This is a genomic window from Phaeovulum molybdatiresistens (assembly GCF_023544865.1).
In the GTDB taxonomy this organism is placed as follows: Bacteria; Pseudomonadota; Alphaproteobacteria; order Rhodobacterales; family Rhodobacteraceae; genus Pontitalea.
The window spans coordinates 1-16,193 of sequence record NZ_JAMJFX010000011.1; the positions used below are offsets into that span (position 1 = coordinate 1).

Genomic DNA, 16,193 nt, shown 5'->3' on the forward strand with positions numbered 1-16,193 from the left:
CCGCGACAAGTTGGCGAAGCTTTTCGGTATTCCGCATGGGTCTTTCCACTGGATGCGCCGGGCCCAGGGCCGGCCGGTTGGTCAGAGGATGGACGGGTGGCTGTCCTCTGTCAACAGTTTGCGATCAGCGCGGTCAATTGATAACAGTTGGCGATTGTTGCGCCGCCGCCTGCCATGCGCTATCGCTAGGGTAATGAATTGAGGTATTTTGCGCATGGTAGAGCCGATCAGATTGAATTCCCTGGCCTCCGAGGTGTTCGACCGCGTGGTCGATGCGATCACATCGGGTGAATTCGAACCGGGTGAAAAACTGTCGGAATCGAATCTGGCGCGGGAACTGGGCATCAGCCGCGGCCCGATCCGCGAGGCGTTGCAGCGCCTGGAAGGCAAGCTGGTGCAGCGCGTCCCGCGCGTCGGCGTGCGGGTGATCGAATTCGGCGCCGATGAACTGCGCCAGCTGTTCTATCTGCGCGAGGCGATGGAAGGCATGGCCGCGCGTCTGGCCGCCGAAAATGTCTCGGACGACTGGCTGGCCGAGGTGGAAGGCATGCTGGGCCGCCACGGTCAAAGCATCCGTGACAGCCATTCCTATCGCCAGAAATCCACCGATGAGGATTTCCATTTCGCTATCGCCCGCGCCTCGGGCTGTGCCAATATCGAACGGTTGCTGCTGAGCGAGGTCTATTATCAGCTGCGCATCCACCGGCTGAAATCGTCCACCCGGCCCGGCCGCGCCGAAGAGGCGCTGGCCGAACATCGCGCGATCTTTGACCGGCTGCGCGCCCGCGACCCCGACGGCGCCGAGGCGGCGATGCGCGCCCACATCCGATCCGCCCGCGAAAGCACCCTGTCGCTGCTGTAACCGATCAGGCCATCACCGCCGGGATCAGCCCGCGCAGCGAATTGCCGACAAACAGCGCCTCGGCCCGGGTCAGGTCGGCGGGGGTCAGGATGCGTTCCACCGCCTCGCCCCGCTCGATCAGATCGCGGCGCAGCACGCCGGGCAACAGGCCGCAGGCCAGCGGCGGGGTGCAAAGCTGCCCGTCCAGCCGCGCGAAGACATTGGTGATCGTGCCTTCGCAAACCTGACCGCGTTCGTTCAGGAACAGCAGTTCATCCACCCCTTCGGGCAGGGCGGCGCGGGCGCGGTCGTAAATCGCGCGATGCGTGGTCTTTACCCCCAGCCAGGGATCGGCGCTGTCCAGCCGTTCCGCCGCGATCCGCAGCCGCCAGGGCGCGGCGACGGGCGGGCAGGGGGCATGGGTCAGCGCGACCCGCCCGCCCGCATCCACCGCGATTCGCACCCGGCGCGGGCCATCGTGGGGCACATCGGCCAGCGCCGCGCGCACCGCGCCCATGTCCAGCGGCAGGCCCAGCCGCGCACAGGTCGCCCGCAGCCGGTCCAGATGCAGATCCAGCCGGACAAAGCCGCCCTGCCCATCGCTGCCCAGTGTCTCGATCACCTGAAAATCTGGCGCGGGCAGGCGGGCAAACCCGGCCTTCAGCAGCGCCTCGGCATATTCGGCGCTGGCGGTGCTGTCATGCACCACGCCGCCACCGACGTTCAGCACCGCCACGCCATCGTCATGCAGGGTCAGCGTGCGGATCGCCACGTTGAACGACATCCGCCCATCGGGCGCCACCCAGCCGATCGCGCCGCAATAGGCATCGCGCGGCGCGGGTTCCAGCTCGCGGATGATTTCCATCGCGCGGATCTTGGGCGCGCCGGTGACCGACCCGCAGGGAAACAGCGCGCGCAGGATCGCGGGCAGGTCAATGCCGGGCAACAGCTGCGCCCGCACGGTCGAGGTCATCTGATGCACGGTGGCATAGCTTTCCACCTCAAACAGCCGCGGAACCCGGACCGAGCCGACCCGGCTGATCCGCGACAGATCGTTGCGCAAAAGATCCACGATCATCAGGTTTTCTGCGCGGTTCTTTTCCGATGCGCCCAGCCAGTCGCGCGCGGCGCTGTCCGCCTCGGGCGTTGGTCCGCGCGCCACGGTGCCCTTCATCGGGCGGGTTTCGATCATGCCGTCGGCATCGACGGCAAAGAACAATTCCGGCGAGCGGGACAGAATCACCGGCCCGCCCAGATCGACCAGCGCGCCGTGGCGCACGGGTTGCGCGCGCCGCAGCGCGGCATAAAGCGCGTCGGGCGTGCCCGTGGCGCGCAGGGTCTGCGGAAAGGTCAGGTTGATCTGATAGCAATCGCCCGCGGCGATATAGTCGCGCACCCGGTCAAACGCTTCGCCATAGCGCGCGGCGTCCCAGGCCGGGCAGGGCGGTGACAGAAAGGCGGGCGCCGGCGCATCCGCCGCCGGGGCGCGGCAGCCGTCAAACACCCCCATCAGGATCAGCGGCACCCGCCGCCCCGCGGGCAGCAGCGGCGCCAGCCGGTCGGTCAGACAGTAGCCCAGTTCATAGCTGAAATAGCCCGCCAGCCAGTGACCCGCGGCCTGGGCGCGCGAAATCTGGTCCAGGGCCGCGGGCACCTGGTCGGGCCCATCGGCCCGGATCAGCCGCAGCGGCGCGTCAAACAGCGTGCCACCGCCCAGCGGGCCTTCGTCGAACAGGATCTTCATGCGGCGCATCCAGGGGTTTCGCAGGTCCAATCGGTCAGGTCGGTATGACAGGCTTGGCCGGGACCAGCCAGCCCCCACCGCCCCCGATACGCGCCGCGCCCCGCGCCGGTTTTGCCGCCCCCCGGATCATTTCCACCCGGCGTGCAAATTGTCACATGCCTGTCACATGGATGAAGCAGAAGTGTCACGCAACAGACGTAACAGGTCGCTTGAGGTCGATCGTGACCCATCCCGATTGTCAGGAGTGATCCATGAACCCGATGAAGCTTTCCGTTTCCGCGCTGGCGATGCTGGCCGTGTCCGCCGGGGCCGCCGCTGCGCGCGACAACGTGCAGACCGCCGGTTCGTCAACCGTGCTGCCCTATGCCACCATCGTCGCCGAGGCCTTTGGCGAAAACTTCGACTTCCCGACCCCGGTGGTCGAATCGGGCGGTTCGGGTGCGGGCCGCAAGAAACTGTGCGAAGGCGTGGGCGAAAACACCATCGACATCGCCAATTCGTCCTCGCGCATCAAGCAGTCGGACATCGATCTGTGCGCCCAGAACGGCGTGACCGAGATCATGGAGGTCCGCTTCGGCTATGACGGGATCGTCTTTGCCAGCGACATCAACGGCGCGGAATTCGCCTTCACCCCGGCCGACTGGTTCAACGCCCTGGCCGCCGAGGTCGTCAAGGACGGCGCCATCGTCGCCAACCCGAACAAGACCTGGGCCGATGTGAACGCCGCCATGCCCGCGCAGGACATCCTGGCCTTCATCCCGGGCACCAAGCACGGCACCCGCGAAGTGTTCGACGAAAAGGTCATCATCGCGGGCTGCGAAGCGAGCGGCGCGCTGGAGGCATTCGCCGCCGCCGCCGGTGGCGATGAAAAAGCCGCCGAAAAGAAATGCATGGCGCTGCGCACCGATGGCGTGTCGATCGACATCGACGGTGACTATACCGAAACGCTGGCCCGCGTGGATGCCAACAAGAACGGCATCGGCGTGTTCGGTCTGTCGTTCTATCAGAACAACACCGACAAGCTGCGCGTCGCCACGATGGACGGTGTCATCCCCACCGTTGAATCGATCGCGGCGGGTGACTACCCGGTGTCGCGTCCGCTGTATTTCTACGTCAAGAAGGCGCATCTGGGCGTGATCCCGGGCCTGAAGGAATACATCGAATTCTTCGTGTCCGATGACATGGCCGGCCCCGATGGTCCGCTGGCCGCCTATGGCCTGGTGTCCGACCCGGAACTGGCCGTGACCCAGCAGGCGGTGGCCGACGAAGTGGTCATGGGCCCGCTGAACTGAAAAATCCCCCGGGCGGTGCCTTCGGGCGCCGCCCAGTCCCGTTTTTGGTGGAATGACCCATGGGCAACGGCCTTCTGACCCTTATCGTGATCGTCCTTGCCGCGGTGGGCTTTGTCGCAGGCCGCGCCCGCGCCATGCAAAGCGCCGGTGGCGACCGCCGCCGCCTGCATTCCCTGCCCATCCATTACGGGCAGACCGTGTTTCTGTTCACCGCTGTCCCGGCGCTTCTGGTGATGGCGGTCTGGCTGCTGGTGCAGCCGATCTTCATTGAAAACAACGTCAAATCCCTGCTTCCGGCCGAGGATGTGGCCCAAGCGGCCTCGGCGGACCTGGTGATGGCCGATGTGCGCCGCCTGGCGGGCGGGCTTGATCTGCTGGCGGCGCGCGGTGCCGCGCCCGGGCCCGATGCCGACCCTGCCGACCTGCGCGCGCGCATGGCCGGGGTGGGCGTGGCCCTGGCATCGGACATCCGCCCCGGTGTGCTGGCGGCCGCCGAACGCTACCGCGCGATGACCGCCACCGCGCGCCTTGCGATGACCATCGCGGTGATCGTGGTGGCACTGGCGGGGCTGGTACTGTCGCTGCGCCGGGTCACGGCGCGGTTTCGCGCGCGCAACGTATCGGAAACCTTTGTCCTGTCGCTGCTGATCGGGTCGTCGCTGGTGGCGGTTCTGACCACGGTAGGGATCGTGCTGTCGCTGGTGTTTGAAACCTGGAACTTCTTTCAGCTTTATCCCGCGCGCGATTTCTTTTTCAGCCTGACCTGGAACCCGCAGTTCCGCGGCGGCTCGGACCTTGGGATCTGGCCGCTTCTGTGGGGCACACTTTATGTGTCCTTCATCGCGCTGCTGGTGGCGGTTCCCGTCGGGCTTATGGCGGCGATCTATCTGTCGGAATATGCCGGGCGGCGGATGCGCGCCGTGGCCAAGCCGCTGATCGAGATGCTGGCCGGTATCCCCACCATCGTTTACGGCGTGTTCGCGCTGGTCACGGTGGGGCCGATGCTGCGCGACTATTTCGCCCAGCCGCTGGGGCTTGGCAGCGGGTCATCCTCGGTGATGACGGCGGGTATCGTGATGGGGATCATGGTCATCCCCTTCGTATCCTCGCTGTCCGATGACATCATCAATGCCGTGCCGCAAAGCCTGCGCGACGGCTCGCTTGGCATGGGCGCCACGCCGTCGGAAACGATCCGGCTGGTGGTGCTGCCCGCCGCGCTGCCCGGGGTGGTGGGGGCGATCCTGCTGGCCGCCAGCCGCGCCATCGGGGAAACGATGATCGTGGTGATGGGCGCGGGGGCGGCGGCGAAACTGTCGCTGAACCCCTTTGAGGCGATGACGACCGTGACCGTCAAGATCGTCAGCCAGCTGACCGGCGATACCGAATTCGCCAGCCCCGAAACGCTGGTGGCCTTTGCCCTTGGCCTGACGCTGTTCGTGATCACGCTGGGGCTGAATGTTCTGGCGCTTTATATCGTGCGCAAATACCGGGAACAGTACGAATGACCGACGCAAGCCTGAACGGGGCCGATGCGCCCGCCCGCCGGCACGGATCGCTGCTGCAGCCCGATGCCCGCACCCGCCGCCGCAATGCCGCCGAGGCGCGCTTTCGCGCCTATGGCCTGACGGCGATCGGCGTGGCGATGGCGGCGCTGATCTGGCTGCTGACCTCGGTGCTGGGCACGGGCGCCGGCGCCTTTCGCCAGACGGTGATCGAATTCCCGGTGGAACTGGTCGAGGCCAAGCTGGACAAATCCGGCAACCGCGACATCGAGGTGATGAAGAAGGTCACCACCATCGGCTATGCCGGCGTGCTGGGCGCGGGGCTGACACAGGCGCTGGCCGATGCGGGCATCGACACCGCAGGCCTTGCGGCCAAGGATGTCACCGGCCTTCTGTCGCAAGAGGCGGCGGCGCAGCTGCGCAATCAGGTGCTGGCCGATCCCGACCTGGTGGGCCAGACCATCACCGTGCGCGCCTTGGCGACGGGGCGGGTGGATGGCTATTACAAGGGCCGCGTCACGATGGAGTCCGCGCAGCTGGATTCCAACGTCAAGCCCGAACAGCTGGCGCTTGCCGACCGGATGCGCGACGCGGGCCTGATGCGGCTGGCCTTCAACCCAGGCTTCCTGACCATGCCCGACGCCTCCGACCAGCGCCCCGAGGCCGCGGGCCTGGGCGTGGCGATCCTGGGGTCGTTCTACATGATGCTGGTGGTTCTGGTGCTGTCGCTGCCGATCGGCGTGGCCGCGTCGATCTACCTTGAGGAATTCGCCCCCCGCAACCGCCTGACCGACCTGATCGAGGTGAACATTTCCAACCTTGCCGCCGTGCCGTCCATCGTCTTCGGCATCCTGGGGCTGGCGATCTTCATCAACTTTGCCGGGCTGCCGCAATCGGCGCCGATCGTGGGCGGGCTGGTGCTGACGCTGATGACGATCCCGACGATCATCATTTCCACCCGCGCCGCGCTGAAGGCGGTGCCGCCGTCCATCCGCGATGCGGCGCTGGGGGTGGGCGCGTCCAAGATGCAATCGGTGTTTCACCATGTGCTGCCGCTGGCCATGCCCGGCATCCTGACCGGCACGATCATCGGGCTGGCGCAGGCGCTTGGCGAAACCGCGCCGCTGCTGCTGATCGGGATGGTGGCCTTTGTGCGCGACTTCCCCGGCGCGCCGCCCGAGGGGTTGTTCGATCCCGCCTCGGCCTTGCCCGTGCAGGTCTATAACTGGACCCAGCGCGGCGACCCGGGCTTTGTCGAGCGCGCATCGGGGGCGATCATCGTGCTTCTGATCTTCCTGATCGCGATGAATGCGCTGGCGATCTTTCTGCGGCGCAAGTTCGAACGCCGCTGGTAACGCCGACACCTGCCATCGGGGCCGTGCGCCCCCCGCCAGATTGCCCGAAGGGAAATTTCATGCACGAAGATCATATCATGTCCGCCTTTGACCGCGATCTGGCGGCGGTGCTGGCCCATGTGCAGCGGCTGGGCGCGCTGGCGGAAACCGCCATTCACGATTCGCTGCGCGCGCTGGATGCCCGCGATGCGGCGCTGGCCGAACAGGTCCGCCAGGGCGATGCCGCGCTGGATGGTCTGGAAGAGCTGATCAACGATGAGGCCGCCCGCATCATCGCGCTGCGCGCGCCGACCGCCGGTGACATGCGCCTTGTGCTGGGCGCGATCAAGATCGCCGCCAGCCTGGAACGCATCGGCGATTATGCCAAGAACATCGCCAAACGCGCGCAGGCGCTGGTCGATGTGGACCCGGTGGGCACCACCACCGGCACGCTGCGCCGGATGGGCGCGGTGGTTGAGGCGATGTTGACCGAAACGCTGGCCGCCTATCAGGCCCGCGATGCCGCCGCCGCCCGCCGCCTGCGCGACCGCGATCAGGAAGTGGACCAGATCTATAACTCGCTGTTCCGCACCTTGCTGACCCATATGATGGAAGACCCGCGGTCGATCAGCGCGGCGATGCATCTGCATTTCGTGGCCAAGAACATCGAACGGATGGGCGACCATGTGACCACGATCGCCGAACAGGTGATCTATCTGGTCGAAGGCCGCCAGCCCGATGAAGACCGCGCCAAGCGCGACACCACCGCGTCAACCGTGCTTCCCAACCCGGGCTGACCGCTTGCCAATTGGCAATCCCCGGGGTGCAGCCCCCGGGGGTGTTCGCCTAGGCCAGCGCGCGTTGCACCGCCGGGCGCGCGGCCATGCGCGCCACATAATCGGCCAGCGCCGGGGGCAGCGTCAGGCCCGCGCGCTCATGCCAGCCCAGCAGATAGAAGGCCGCGGCATCGGCGATGGAATAGGCGCCCAGCATATAGCCGCCGCCCTGCACGCGGTCGGCCAGCGCCTCATACCCCGCCTGCAGCACCGCCCGGCCATGGGCGCGGATGTCTTCCTGCGCGGCGGGATTGTCGGTGAATTTCTGCGGCAACATCGCCAGCGTCGCACCGCGCATGTGCAGGCTGGCGACGATATAGTCGATGAATTCCAGCGCGCGGACCTCGGGTTCAAGGCCCTCGGGCAGTAGGGCCGCTTCGGGCGCGCTGCGCGCCAGCCACAGCGCGATGGCGGGAAATTCCGTCAGCAGGCTGCCATCGGGGCGGATCAGCGCGGGCACCTTGCCCTTGGGGTTTTGCGCCAGATAGTCGGGTTGGCGATGCGCCCCGGTTTTCAGGTCAATGACCCGGGTTTCATATGGGCGCCCGATTTCCTCCAGAATGATCCGGATGCCCAGCGAACACGACCCGGGCGAGTGGAACAAAATCATCATGCGGCCTTTCTGTGGCGGTTCCTGCCGGATACTTGACCGCCTGCGCCCGGCAGGTGCAAGGGGCCTTGGCAGGGGGTGACGTCTGTGTCCACAAGGCGGACGCTTTGCCCGACGCCCTTGCCCGCGCCAAGCCGCGCGATCTGTTGCGCCGATGTTTTTTCAAAGGACCGAAATGACCCAGACCCCGATGTCCCCCTGCCCGCCGCTGACCGATGCCGACTGGCCCGCCGAGATTGCCGATCTGCGCACGGGCTTTGCCGGGGCGCTGAATGTCTATCGCACGATGGCGCATCATCCCGCGCTGCTGCGGGCCTGGGCGCCGCTGCGCCAGCATGTCGTGAAGGATAGCGCCCTTGGCCCCGACAGATCCGAGGTGGTGATCCTGCGCGCGGCGCATCGGATGGGCTCGGCCTATGAATGGGCCCATCACGTCAGCCGGGCGCGGGCGCTTGGCTTTTCGGATGCGCGCATCGCGGCGCTGCGTGGCATGCCTTCGGGCGAAGACGGGCTGATCGCGCGCGCGGTCGATGCGCTGTTCGACCAACGCCACATGCCCCCCGCGCTTGAGGCGGATCTGGCCGCTGCCATCGGCCGGACGGCGGTGATCGACCTGATCGTGACGGTCGGGTTCTATTCGGTGTTGGGCTATCTGCTGATGACCTATGACACGCCGATCGACGCCGCCGTGGCCCAGGAAATGGCCCGCGCGCCGCTGCAGGCGGACGGGTGATCTGTCCGCCTGGCGGACGCCGCGCCATTCGCGCATGCAATCGCCGCCCCGATCCGCCAAGGATGCGGGTGGGAGACAGAGCCGCAGATTGGGGAGAAATCATGCGCTCAGACATCACGATCAGACCGGCCCGCCGGGGCCGGACCGCCATTGCGGGGACGCGGGCATGACCGGCAAGGCACGCTCGGCCGTCATTTCGGCGCTGCTTTACGCCTCGGCGGGGTGCTTCATCCTGGGCGCGGGCGTGACGGTGGTGGATGTCACCCTGCGGGGCCTGGCCGGGCGCAACGTGCCCGCTGCGATCGAACTGACATCGTTCGCGATCGGGCTGGGCGCGCTGCTGGCGATGCCGGTCTGCTATGGCCTGCGCAGCAATGTGACCGCGCGGCTGTTGTCCGAGCTGATGCCCAACCGCTTTGGCAGGCCGCTGTCGCGGCTGGGCGCGGCCAGTGCGGTGGTGTTTGCCGCCGTGCTGTTCTGGGTCATGGCGGGCAATGCGCTGTCCAAGATCGGGTCGCCCGAAACCTCGCGCGATCTGGGGTTGCCGATGCCGGTGCTGCTGGGCCTTGTGGCGGTGTGCCTTGGCCTGTCGCTGCTGGCGGCCCTTGCCGGCCTGTGGTCGGAATGGAGAAAGGCGCGCCCCCATGATTGACGGTCTGATGATGGGTGGCCTCGGCTTTGTCGTGGCCATCGTTCTGATCTTGCTGGAAATTCCGGTTGCCGTGGCGCTGGGTCTGGTGGGCCTTGGCGGGGCTGCGATGATCCTTGGGGTCAGTGCCGCGGCAACCATCGGCGCCACGACGATCTGGGACAGCCTGACGAATTACACGCTGACGATGCTGCCGCTGTTCGTGCTGATGGGCAATCTGGCGGCGCAATCGGGGCTGTCGACGCGGCTGTATCGGTCGATGAGCGCGCTGATCGGGCATCGCCGGGGCGGGCTGTCGCTGGCGACCATCGGCGCGTCTGCGGGGTTCGGGATGATTTCCGGGTCCTCGTTGGCGACGACGGCGACGATGGGCCGGATCGCGCTGCCCGAAATGCGCGCGGCGGGCTATTCGAACGCGCTGGCGGCGGGCACGGTCGCGGCGGGGGGCACGCTGGGCATCCTGATCCCGCCGTCCACGGTGCTGGTGATCTATGCCTTCATCGCGGAACAGTCGATCCGGGCGATGCTGCTGGCGACCGCCGGGCCGATCCTGATTGCCGTGACGCTTTATGCGCTGGCGGTCTGGCTGCCGATCCGGTTTGGCTGGCAGGCCGCGCCGGAACGCGTCCGCGCCGACCGGGCCGAGCGGCGCGCCGCGATCCGCGAACTGGTGCCGCCGGTGGGGGTGTTCGGGCTGATCATGGGCGGGCTTTACACCGGCCTGTTCACCGCCAACGAAACCGCCGCGATCGGCGCGGCCGTGGTGCTGGCCTATGGTGTGCTGTCGCGCCGCCTGTCCTGGGCAGGGTTCCTGGAGGCGGCGATGGATACCGCGCTGACCTGCGGGGCGCTGTATCTGGTGCTGATCGCGGCCAATCTGTTCAACTTCTTCCTGGCGCTGTCGGGTCTGCCGTTCTCGCTGACGTCCATGTTCGCGGGGGTGCTGGACAGCCCGTTGACAGTGATCCTGATGATGCTGGTGATCTATCTGGTGCTGGGCACCTTGATGGACAGTCTTGCGATGCTGCTGCTGACGGTGCCGCTGTTCGTGCCGGTGGCGCAGGCGGCGGGGATCGACCTGATCTGGTTCGGCATTTTCGCGGTGATGGTCGTGGAAATGGGCCTGATCACGCCGCCGGTGGGGATGAACCTGTTCGTTCTGAAGACCACCAACCCCGAAATCCGGATGGTTGAGCTGTGGAAGGGTGTCACGCCCTTTGTCCTGGCCGATCTGATCCGCGTGCTGATCATCATTGCCCTGCCCGCCATCGTGCTGTGGCTGCCGCAAAACGCCTTCTGACAATCGCAATCCTAGGGAGGGATGCCAAATGACCATGTTGAAACGCCTTGTTGCCGGCACTGCGCTTGGCCTGATCGTCGCTTCGGGCGCGCAGGCGCGGGAAATGCGCGTCTCCTCGTTCGAGCCGCCGCAGGGTTTTTATTCGGCGCAGATCCTGCAGGCCTGGATTGACCAGGTGAACCCCAAGCTGTCGGCGGGCAATGCCTTCAAGCTGTATCCCGGTTCGATGCTGGGCGCGCCGCCCGCGCAGGCCGAACTGGTTAAGGCCGGGGTGGCAGATATCGCGCTGGTCGTGCCGACCTATACCCCGGGGCTGTTCCCGATGTCGGGCGTGGTCGAGGTGCCGGGCATCGCCCAGACCTCGACGCAAGGGACGGCGGTGCTGAACGCGCTGGCCGATGAAGGCGCGCTGGCGGCGGAATATGCCGATTACAAGATCATCGCGTTGTTCACCACGCCGGGCTATCGGCTGCTGATGACGGGCGATGGTGCGGATGAACCGGGCGATCTGAAGGGGCTGAAGCTGCGCACGCCGTCGCCCTTTGGCACCAAGCTGCTGGAGATGATGGGCGCGTCGGGCGTGTCGATCCCCGCGCCGCAGGTCTATGAAAACCTGGAACGCGGTGTCGTGTCGGGCGCGGTCTGGGTGTTTGACGCCTACAAGACCTTCCGCCTGGATGAGGTGGCCCCCACCGTCACCACCACGCGCATCACCGCCTCGCCGATGGCGATCCTGATGAACAAGGCCACCTATGACGCCCTGCCCGAGGCTGACCGCGCCGTGATCGACGCAATGGCGGGCCGCACGGCGGCCGAATGGGTCGCGGGTGTGGTCGATGCCGCCGATGCCGCGCTGGAACAGGGGTTCCGTGATGCGGGCAAGGTGACCTTCATCGACCAGGAAGGCGAGGCCGCCGCGGCCTGGATGGCCGCGTTGTCCACCGCGCCCGAGGCCTGGGTCGCCGGTCAGGCCGATCCGGCGGCGGCGCGCGCCGTTCTGGACCGCGCCGTTGCGGTTGCGGCTGACGCGGCGGCGAACTGACACGATCCCCTGTCCGTCTGATGGACGGGCAGGGGCCTGCCCCTTGGGTCCGGCGCGGGGCTGCGCCAAAGCGGGGCAAACATCACGAAACAAGGATGCGAACCATGGCGATTTCGGCACTGGGCTATCTTGGCGTGCGCTCTGACAAGTTGGAGGACTGGTCGGATTTCGCGGGCAAACTGTTGGGAATGCAGAAGATCGACCGCGGCGGCAAGGCGCTGGCCTTCCGCATGGACGACCGGATGCAGCGGCTTCTGGTGTCGGATGAACCCGGCGAGACACTGGCCTTCATGGGCTGGGAGGTTGAGCATAAATCCGACCTGCAGACCTATGCCGCGCGGCTGGATGCGGCGGGGGTGGTCGTGCACCTGGGGTCGCGCGAACTGGCCGACCGGCGTTTTGTGGCCGATCTGATCTGGTTCGAAGACCCGATGGGCAACCGGGTGGAACTGTTCTACGGGCCGATGATCGCATCGGACCCCTTCGTGCCGGGGCGGCCGATTGACGGGTTCAACACCGGGCCGCTGGGCATGGGCCATGCGGTGCTGCATGTGAAGGACATCACCGTGATGCTGCCCTTCTACCGCGACCTGCTGGATTTCCATGTCTCGGATTACGGGCTGGTGCCCTATGGGCTGTATTTCTTCCATGTGAACAACCGCCACCACAGCTTTGCGATGGTTGGTTCGGGTCAGGCGGGGTTCCATCATTTCATGGTCGAATTCCAGAACCTGGACGATCTGGGGCAGGGCTATGACCTGGCGCAGCTGGAAGAGGGACGCGTGGCCTATACGCTGGGCCGGCACACCAATGACTACATGACGTCCTATTACGCGCATTCGCCGTCGGGCTTCTTTGTCGAAAACGGCTGGGGCGGGCGGCAGATCGACCCCGCGACATGGGAACCGCATGAAACCCACGACGGGCCCAGCTTCTGGGGGCATGAACGGCTGTATCTGACCGAGGAGGGCGGGCGCAAACGGCTGCGCGACATGCGGCTGGATGCGGCCGCGCGCGGGCGTCGGGCGCCGCCGATGGCGGATTGCCCGTGGCTGTTCGGGGAACTGGCGAAACAGGGGGGCCGGGGATGACGCGGCAGGACATGATGCAGACCGAGGAAGATTTTGACGTTGCAATCGTCGGCTATGGCCCCGCCGGGGCCACGCTGGCGCATCTGCTGGGGGAATGCGGGCTGAAGGTGGCGGTGCTGGAACGCGAAAGCGCCGCCTATCACCTGCCGCGCGCGGTGCATTTCGACGCCGAGGTGATGCGGGTTTTCCAATGGATCGGCGTGGCGGAAAAGATCGAACCCCTGACCGCCTATCACCCCGGCATGCGCTTCATTGACCCGGATGGCAAGCTGCTGCTGGATTGGCCGCGCCCGCAGGGCACCGGCCCGCAGGGCTGGCGCGCGAATTACCGGTTCCATCAGCCGGATCTGGAAAAGATCCTGCGCGATGATCTGACCGAACGGCCCGGCGTCAGCATCCGCACCCGTTGCGATGTGTTCCTGGTGGAAGACCGGGGCGATCACGTCCATCTGCGCTATGAGGATATGTCTTGCGGGCGGGTGCGGCACCTGCGGGCGAAATATGTGGTGGGCTGCGATGGCGCGCGGTCGCTGATCCGGCGGTTCATCGACACCGGGATGGAGGATTACGGCTTCCACGAACGCTGGTTGGTGGTCGATGTGATCCTGAACCAGGACAAGCCGGAACTGGGCGACCATTCGATCCAGTATTGCAACCCGGCGCGGCCCGCGACCTATGTGCGCGGCCCCTTCCTGCGCCGGCGCTGGGAAATCACCGTGCTGGAGGGCGAAGACCCCAATGCCATCACCCAGCCCGAGGCGGTGTGGAACCTGCTGTCGCCCTGGCTGCGCCCGGATGAGGCGCGGCTGGAACGCACGGCGGTCTATGTGTTCCATTCGCTGGTCGCCGATGACTGGCGGCGCGGGCGGCTGATCCTGGCGGGCGATGCCTGCCACCAGACCCCGCCCTTCATGGGGCAGGGCATGTGCGCGGGTGTGCGCGATGTGGCCAACCTGTATTGGAAACTGGCGCTGCTGTGTCAGGGCAAGGTCACGGGTGACGCGGCGCAGGCGCTGCTGGACAGCTATCAATCCGAACGCAAGCCCAATGCCCGCGAATATATCCAGACCGCGGTGCGGCTGGGCGGGCTGATCAACACCTGCGGCACCGAGGCGGCGCTGCGCGCGGCCCTGCCGGTGGGCGATGGCACCGCGCGGATGACCTCGATCGCGCCGCCGATCGGGCCCGGGCTGGGCCACGGGCCGCTGGCCGGGCGGCTGTTTGGCCAGCCGCGTCTGGCCGATGGCCGGCTGATGGACCGCGCCTTCGCGCATCGTTTCGTGGTGGTGGCCCATGCCGATCTGGCCCAGGGCCTGACCCTGCCCGAAGGCGTGGCGCTGGTCACCACCGACACCGCGCCCGACGCTGCGGCGCATCTTGAACGTCTGGGCGCGCGCGCGACCGTGCTGCGCCCCGATCGCCACACGCTGGGCGGCGCCGATACACGGGCCGAGCTGCAGGACCTGCTGGCCCGCGTCCTGCCCGCCCCGATCCCTACCCCTGAACCGGAGATGGTCTGACCCATGAAACTTTGTTCCTTTTCCAAAGACGGCCGCGCCAGCTATGGCCTTGTGACCGAGGCCGGCATCGTCGATCTGGGCAAGCGCCTGCCCGAGGCCACCTTGCGCGATTTTCTGGCCGCGGGCGATATGGGCCGCGCTGCCGCGCTGGCCGGTGAACCCGCCGATTACGCCTTTGACGCGGTGGACCATGCGCCCGTGATCCCGAACCCCGACAAGATCATCTGCGTGGGGCTGAACTATCACGCCCATGTGCAGGAAACCGGCCGGACCGAGACCACGAACCCGGTCCTGTTCGCCCGCTACGCCGGTAGCCAGATTGGCCACGGCGCAGCATTGATCAAGCCGCTGGAATCGGATGAATTCGATTACGAAGGTGAACTGGCCGTGATCATCGGCAAGGAAGGCCGCCGCATTTCCGAGGCCGATGCGCTGGATCACGTCGCGGGCTATGCCTGCTATAACGACGCATCCGTCCGCGATTGGCAAAAACACACGCATCAGTTCATGCCCGGCAAGACCTTTGCCGCGACGGGGGGCTTTGGTCCCTGGATGGTGACGGCCGATGAAATCCCCGATCCGACGAAGCTGCATCTGCAGACCCGTCTGAACGGGCAGGTGGTGCAGGACACCGGGGTCGATCTGCTGATCACCTCGATCCCGCGGCTGATCGCCTATTGCTCGACCATCCTGCCGCTGCTGCCGGGCGATGTGATCGTGTCGGGCACGCCGGGCGGTGTGGGCGCGCGGCGCAACCCGCCGCTGTGGATGCGCGATGGCGATGTCTGCGAGGTCGAGATTTCCGGCATCGGCACGCTGTCGAACCCGATCAAGGCCGAGGGCTAAGCCTTTCGCCCCCCGGCGGGCCGTGGCATGGTGGCGCAATGACCGACGCCCCCGATCCGCCCCGGCCCGATGCACCCAGGAAAGAGACCGTGCGCGCCCTTGCGCGCGGTCTTGCCATTTTGCGCCATGTGAATGCGATGGGGGAATCGCGCCCGTCCGAAATCGCCCAGGCGCTTGGCCTGGCGCGGCCCACCGTCTATCGCCTGCTGGAAACCCTGGAGGAGGAAGGCTATGTCGCTTTTTCCGCCAGTTCCAACCGCGTCCGGGTGACGCGGATGGCGGCGGCGCTGGGGGACGGGTCGGCGATCACCTCGCAGATCTGTCAGGTGGCCGGGCCGATCTTTGCGCGCCATTCGCTGAAGCTGTTGTGGCCGCTGGACCTGACGGTGCATGAAAACGCCGCGATGGTCATTCAAGAAACCACCCATGCCCGGTCGCCCCTGTCGATTGACCGCGGCATGACCGGATACCGGCTGCCGATGCTGCGGTCCTCGGCGGGGCGGGCCTATCTGGCGCATTGCAGCCCCGGCGAACGCGACATCATCCTGGAACATGTGCGCAGGCTGGGCGAACCGGCGGATCTGCCGTTTCTGGACCCCGACCGCCTGAACCATTTGTTGCAGGACGTGGTGCAAAAGGGCTTTGCCATCCGCGACGGGGCGGAATTCCGCCCCCATACGGCATCCATCGCGGTGCCGATCCTGCGCGACGGGGCGGTGCTGGGTTGTATTTCCATCATCTGGATCGCCAGCGCCATGAGCACATCGAAGGCGATTGAAACCAGCCTGACGCCGCTGCGCCGGATGGCGGCGGAAATCCTGAAGGAACTGCGCGCGACCCCCGGCTGATCCGG

The 16,193-nt window shown here is 66.7% G+C and carries 15 protein-coding genes and 1 pseudogene; 13 read left to right on the forward strand and 3 right to left on the reverse strand.

Going from position 1 to position 16,193, the window contains the following annotated elements:
• Positions 1-214: 214 nt before the first annotated feature.
• The gene (locus MXB90_RS09370; protein WP_250043931.1) at positions 215-862 is read left to right on the forward strand and encodes a GntR family transcriptional regulator; all 648 of its coding nucleotides are present in this window, start codon (positions 215-217) and stop codon (positions 860-862) included.
• A 4-nt stretch (positions 863-866) separates the two neighbouring features.
• Here MXB90_RS09370 and MXB90_RS09375 read toward each other — a convergent pair whose 3' ends face one another.
• The gene (locus tag MXB90_RS09375; RefSeq protein WP_250044086.1) at positions 867-1,463 is read right to left on the reverse strand and encodes an aminotransferase class IV family protein; all 597 of its coding nucleotides are present in this window, start codon (positions 1,461-1,463) and stop codon (positions 867-869) included.
• An 18-nt stretch (positions 1,464-1,481) separates the two neighbouring features.
• A pseudogene (locus MXB90_RS09380) lies at positions 1,482-2,585 on the reverse strand (aminodeoxychorismate synthase component I); the annotation flags it as partial.
• Between the two features lie 251 nt (positions 2,586-2,836).
• Between MXB90_RS09380 and MXB90_RS09385 the strand changes: the two are divergent.
• The 4 genes from MXB90_RS09385 to phoU are packed head-to-tail and all read left to right on the forward strand — an operon-like array spanning position 2,837 to position 7,510.
• The gene (locus tag MXB90_RS09385) at positions 2,837-3,877 is read left to right on the forward strand and encodes a substrate-binding domain-containing protein (protein ID WP_250043933.1); all 1,041 of its coding nucleotides are present in this window, start codon (positions 2,837-2,839) and stop codon (positions 3,875-3,877) included.
• 59 nt (positions 3,878-3,936) lie between these two features.
• The gene (gene pstC, locus MXB90_RS09390; RefSeq protein WP_250043936.1) at positions 3,937-5,382 is read left to right on the forward strand and encodes a phosphate ABC transporter permease subunit PstC; all 1,446 of its coding nucleotides are present in this window, start codon (positions 3,937-3,939) and stop codon (positions 5,380-5,382) included.
• The gene (gene pstA / locus MXB90_RS09395) at positions 5,379-6,734 is read left to right on the forward strand and encodes a phosphate ABC transporter permease PstA (protein ID WP_250043938.1); all 1,356 of its coding nucleotides are present in this window, start codon (positions 5,379-5,381) and stop codon (positions 6,732-6,734) included. Before pstC ends, pstA begins: the two co-directional genes overlap by 4 nt.
• Before the next feature lie 59 nt (positions 6,735-6,793).
• Positions 6,794-7,510 carry a phosphate signaling complex protein PhoU gene (phoU, locus tag MXB90_RS09400; RefSeq protein ID WP_250043939.1) on the forward strand — a complete coding sequence of 239 codons (717 nt, stop codon included), beginning with the start codon at positions 6,794-6,796 and terminating at the stop codon, positions 7,508-7,510.
• Between the two features lie 49 nt (positions 7,511-7,559).
• On the opposite strand, the gene MXB90_RS09405 is transcribed toward phoU, so the two are convergent.
• Positions 7,560-8,162, reverse strand: a complete 603-nt coding sequence (locus MXB90_RS09405) for a glutathione S-transferase family protein (protein ID WP_250043941.1) — start codon at positions 8,160-8,162, stop codon at positions 7,560-7,562.
• A gap of 172 nt (positions 8,163-8,334) precedes the next feature.
• On the opposite strand from MXB90_RS09405, the gene MXB90_RS09410 reads away from it, so the two are divergent.
• From MXB90_RS09410 to MXB90_RS09445, 8 genes are all read left to right on the forward strand, one after another.
• On the forward strand, positions 8,335-8,892 hold the full coding sequence (locus MXB90_RS09410) for a carboxymuconolactone decarboxylase family protein (protein ID WP_250043943.1): 558 nt from the start codon (positions 8,335-8,337) through the stop codon (positions 8,890-8,892).
• Between the two features lie 166 nt (positions 8,893-9,058).
• Positions 9,059-9,544, forward strand: a complete 486-nt coding sequence (locus MXB90_RS09415) for a TRAP transporter small permease (protein ID WP_250043945.1) — start codon at positions 9,059-9,061, stop codon at positions 9,542-9,544.
• A complete protein-coding gene (locus MXB90_RS09420; RefSeq protein WP_250043948.1) occupies positions 9,537-10,841 on the forward strand; it encodes a TRAP transporter large permease in 1,305 nt (434 codons plus the stop codon). Before MXB90_RS09415 ends, MXB90_RS09420 begins: the two co-directional genes overlap by 8 nt.
• 28 nt (positions 10,842-10,869) lie before the next feature.
• Positions 10,870-11,883 (forward strand): TRAP transporter substrate-binding protein, encoded by a 1,014-nt coding sequence (locus MXB90_RS09425; RefSeq protein WP_250043950.1) that lies wholly within the window; start codon positions 10,870-10,872, stop codon positions 11,881-11,883.
• A 104-nt stretch (positions 11,884-11,987) separates the two neighbouring features.
• Entirely contained in the window at positions 11,988-12,974 is a 987-nt protein-coding gene (locus MXB90_RS09430; protein WP_250043952.1) for a VOC family protein, read from the forward strand.
• A complete protein-coding gene (mhpA, locus tag MXB90_RS09435; RefSeq protein WP_250043955.1) occupies positions 12,971-14,494 on the forward strand; it encodes a bifunctional 3-(3-hydroxy-phenyl)propionate/3-hydroxycinnamic acid hydroxylase MhpA in 1,524 nt (507 codons plus the stop codon). The genes MXB90_RS09430 and mhpA overlap by 4 nt, the downstream gene beginning before the upstream one ends.
• Positions 14,495-14,497: 3 nt before the next feature.
• The gene (locus MXB90_RS09440; protein WP_250043957.1) at positions 14,498-15,340 is read left to right on the forward strand and encodes a fumarylacetoacetate hydrolase family protein; all 843 of its coding nucleotides are present in this window, start codon (positions 14,498-14,500) and stop codon (positions 15,338-15,340) included.
• 38 nt (positions 15,341-15,378) lie between these two features.
• Positions 15,379-16,188, forward strand: coding sequence for a DNA-binding transcriptional regulator (locus MXB90_RS09445; RefSeq protein WP_250043959.1), 810 nt, complete (start codon positions 15,379-15,381; stop codon positions 16,186-16,188).
• Positions 16,189-16,193 lie beyond the last annotated feature (5 nt).

Coding starts and splice junctions, on each gene's coding strand:
- MXB90_RS09370 (WP_250043931.1), top strand. CDS start 215: ATGGTAGAGCCGATCAGATTGAATTCCCTGGCCTCCGAGGTGTTCGAC.
- MXB90_RS09385 (WP_250043933.1), top strand. CDS start 2,837: ATGAACCCGATGAAGCTTTCCGTTTCCGCGCTGGCGATGCTGGCCGTG.
- pstC (WP_250043936.1), top strand. CDS start 3,937: ATGGGCAACGGCCTTCTGACCCTTATCGTGATCGTCCTTGCCGCGGTG.
- pstA (WP_250043938.1), top strand. CDS start 5,379: ATGACCGACGCAAGCCTGAACGGGGCCGATGCGCCCGCCCGCCGGCAC.
- phoU (WP_250043939.1), top strand. CDS start 6,794: ATGCACGAAGATCATATCATGTCCGCCTTTGACCGCGATCTGGCGGCG.
- MXB90_RS09405 (WP_250043941.1), bottom strand. CDS start 8,162: ATGATGATTTTGTTCCACTCGCCCGGGTCGTGTTCGCTGGGCATCCGG.
- MXB90_RS09410 (WP_250043943.1), top strand. CDS start 8,335: ATGACCCAGACCCCGATGTCCCCCTGCCCGCCGCTGACCGATGCCGAC.
- MXB90_RS09415 (WP_250043945.1), top strand. CDS start 9,059: ATGACCGGCAAGGCACGCTCGGCCGTCATTTCGGCGCTGCTTTACGCC.
- MXB90_RS09420 (WP_250043948.1), top strand. CDS start 9,537: ATGATTGACGGTCTGATGATGGGTGGCCTCGGCTTTGTCGTGGCCATC.
- MXB90_RS09425 (WP_250043950.1), top strand. CDS start 10,870: ATGACCATGTTGAAACGCCTTGTTGCCGGCACTGCGCTTGGCCTGATC.
- MXB90_RS09430 (WP_250043952.1), top strand. CDS start 11,988: ATGGCGATTTCGGCACTGGGCTATCTTGGCGTGCGCTCTGACAAGTTG.
- mhpA (WP_250043955.1), top strand. CDS start 12,971: ATGACGCGGCAGGACATGATGCAGACCGAGGAAGATTTTGACGTTGCA.
- MXB90_RS09440 (WP_250043957.1), top strand. CDS start 14,498: ATGAAACTTTGTTCCTTTTCCAAAGACGGCCGCGCCAGCTATGGCCTT.
- MXB90_RS09445 (WP_250043959.1), top strand. CDS start 15,379: ATGACCGACGCCCCCGATCCGCCCCGGCCCGATGCACCCAGGAAAGAG.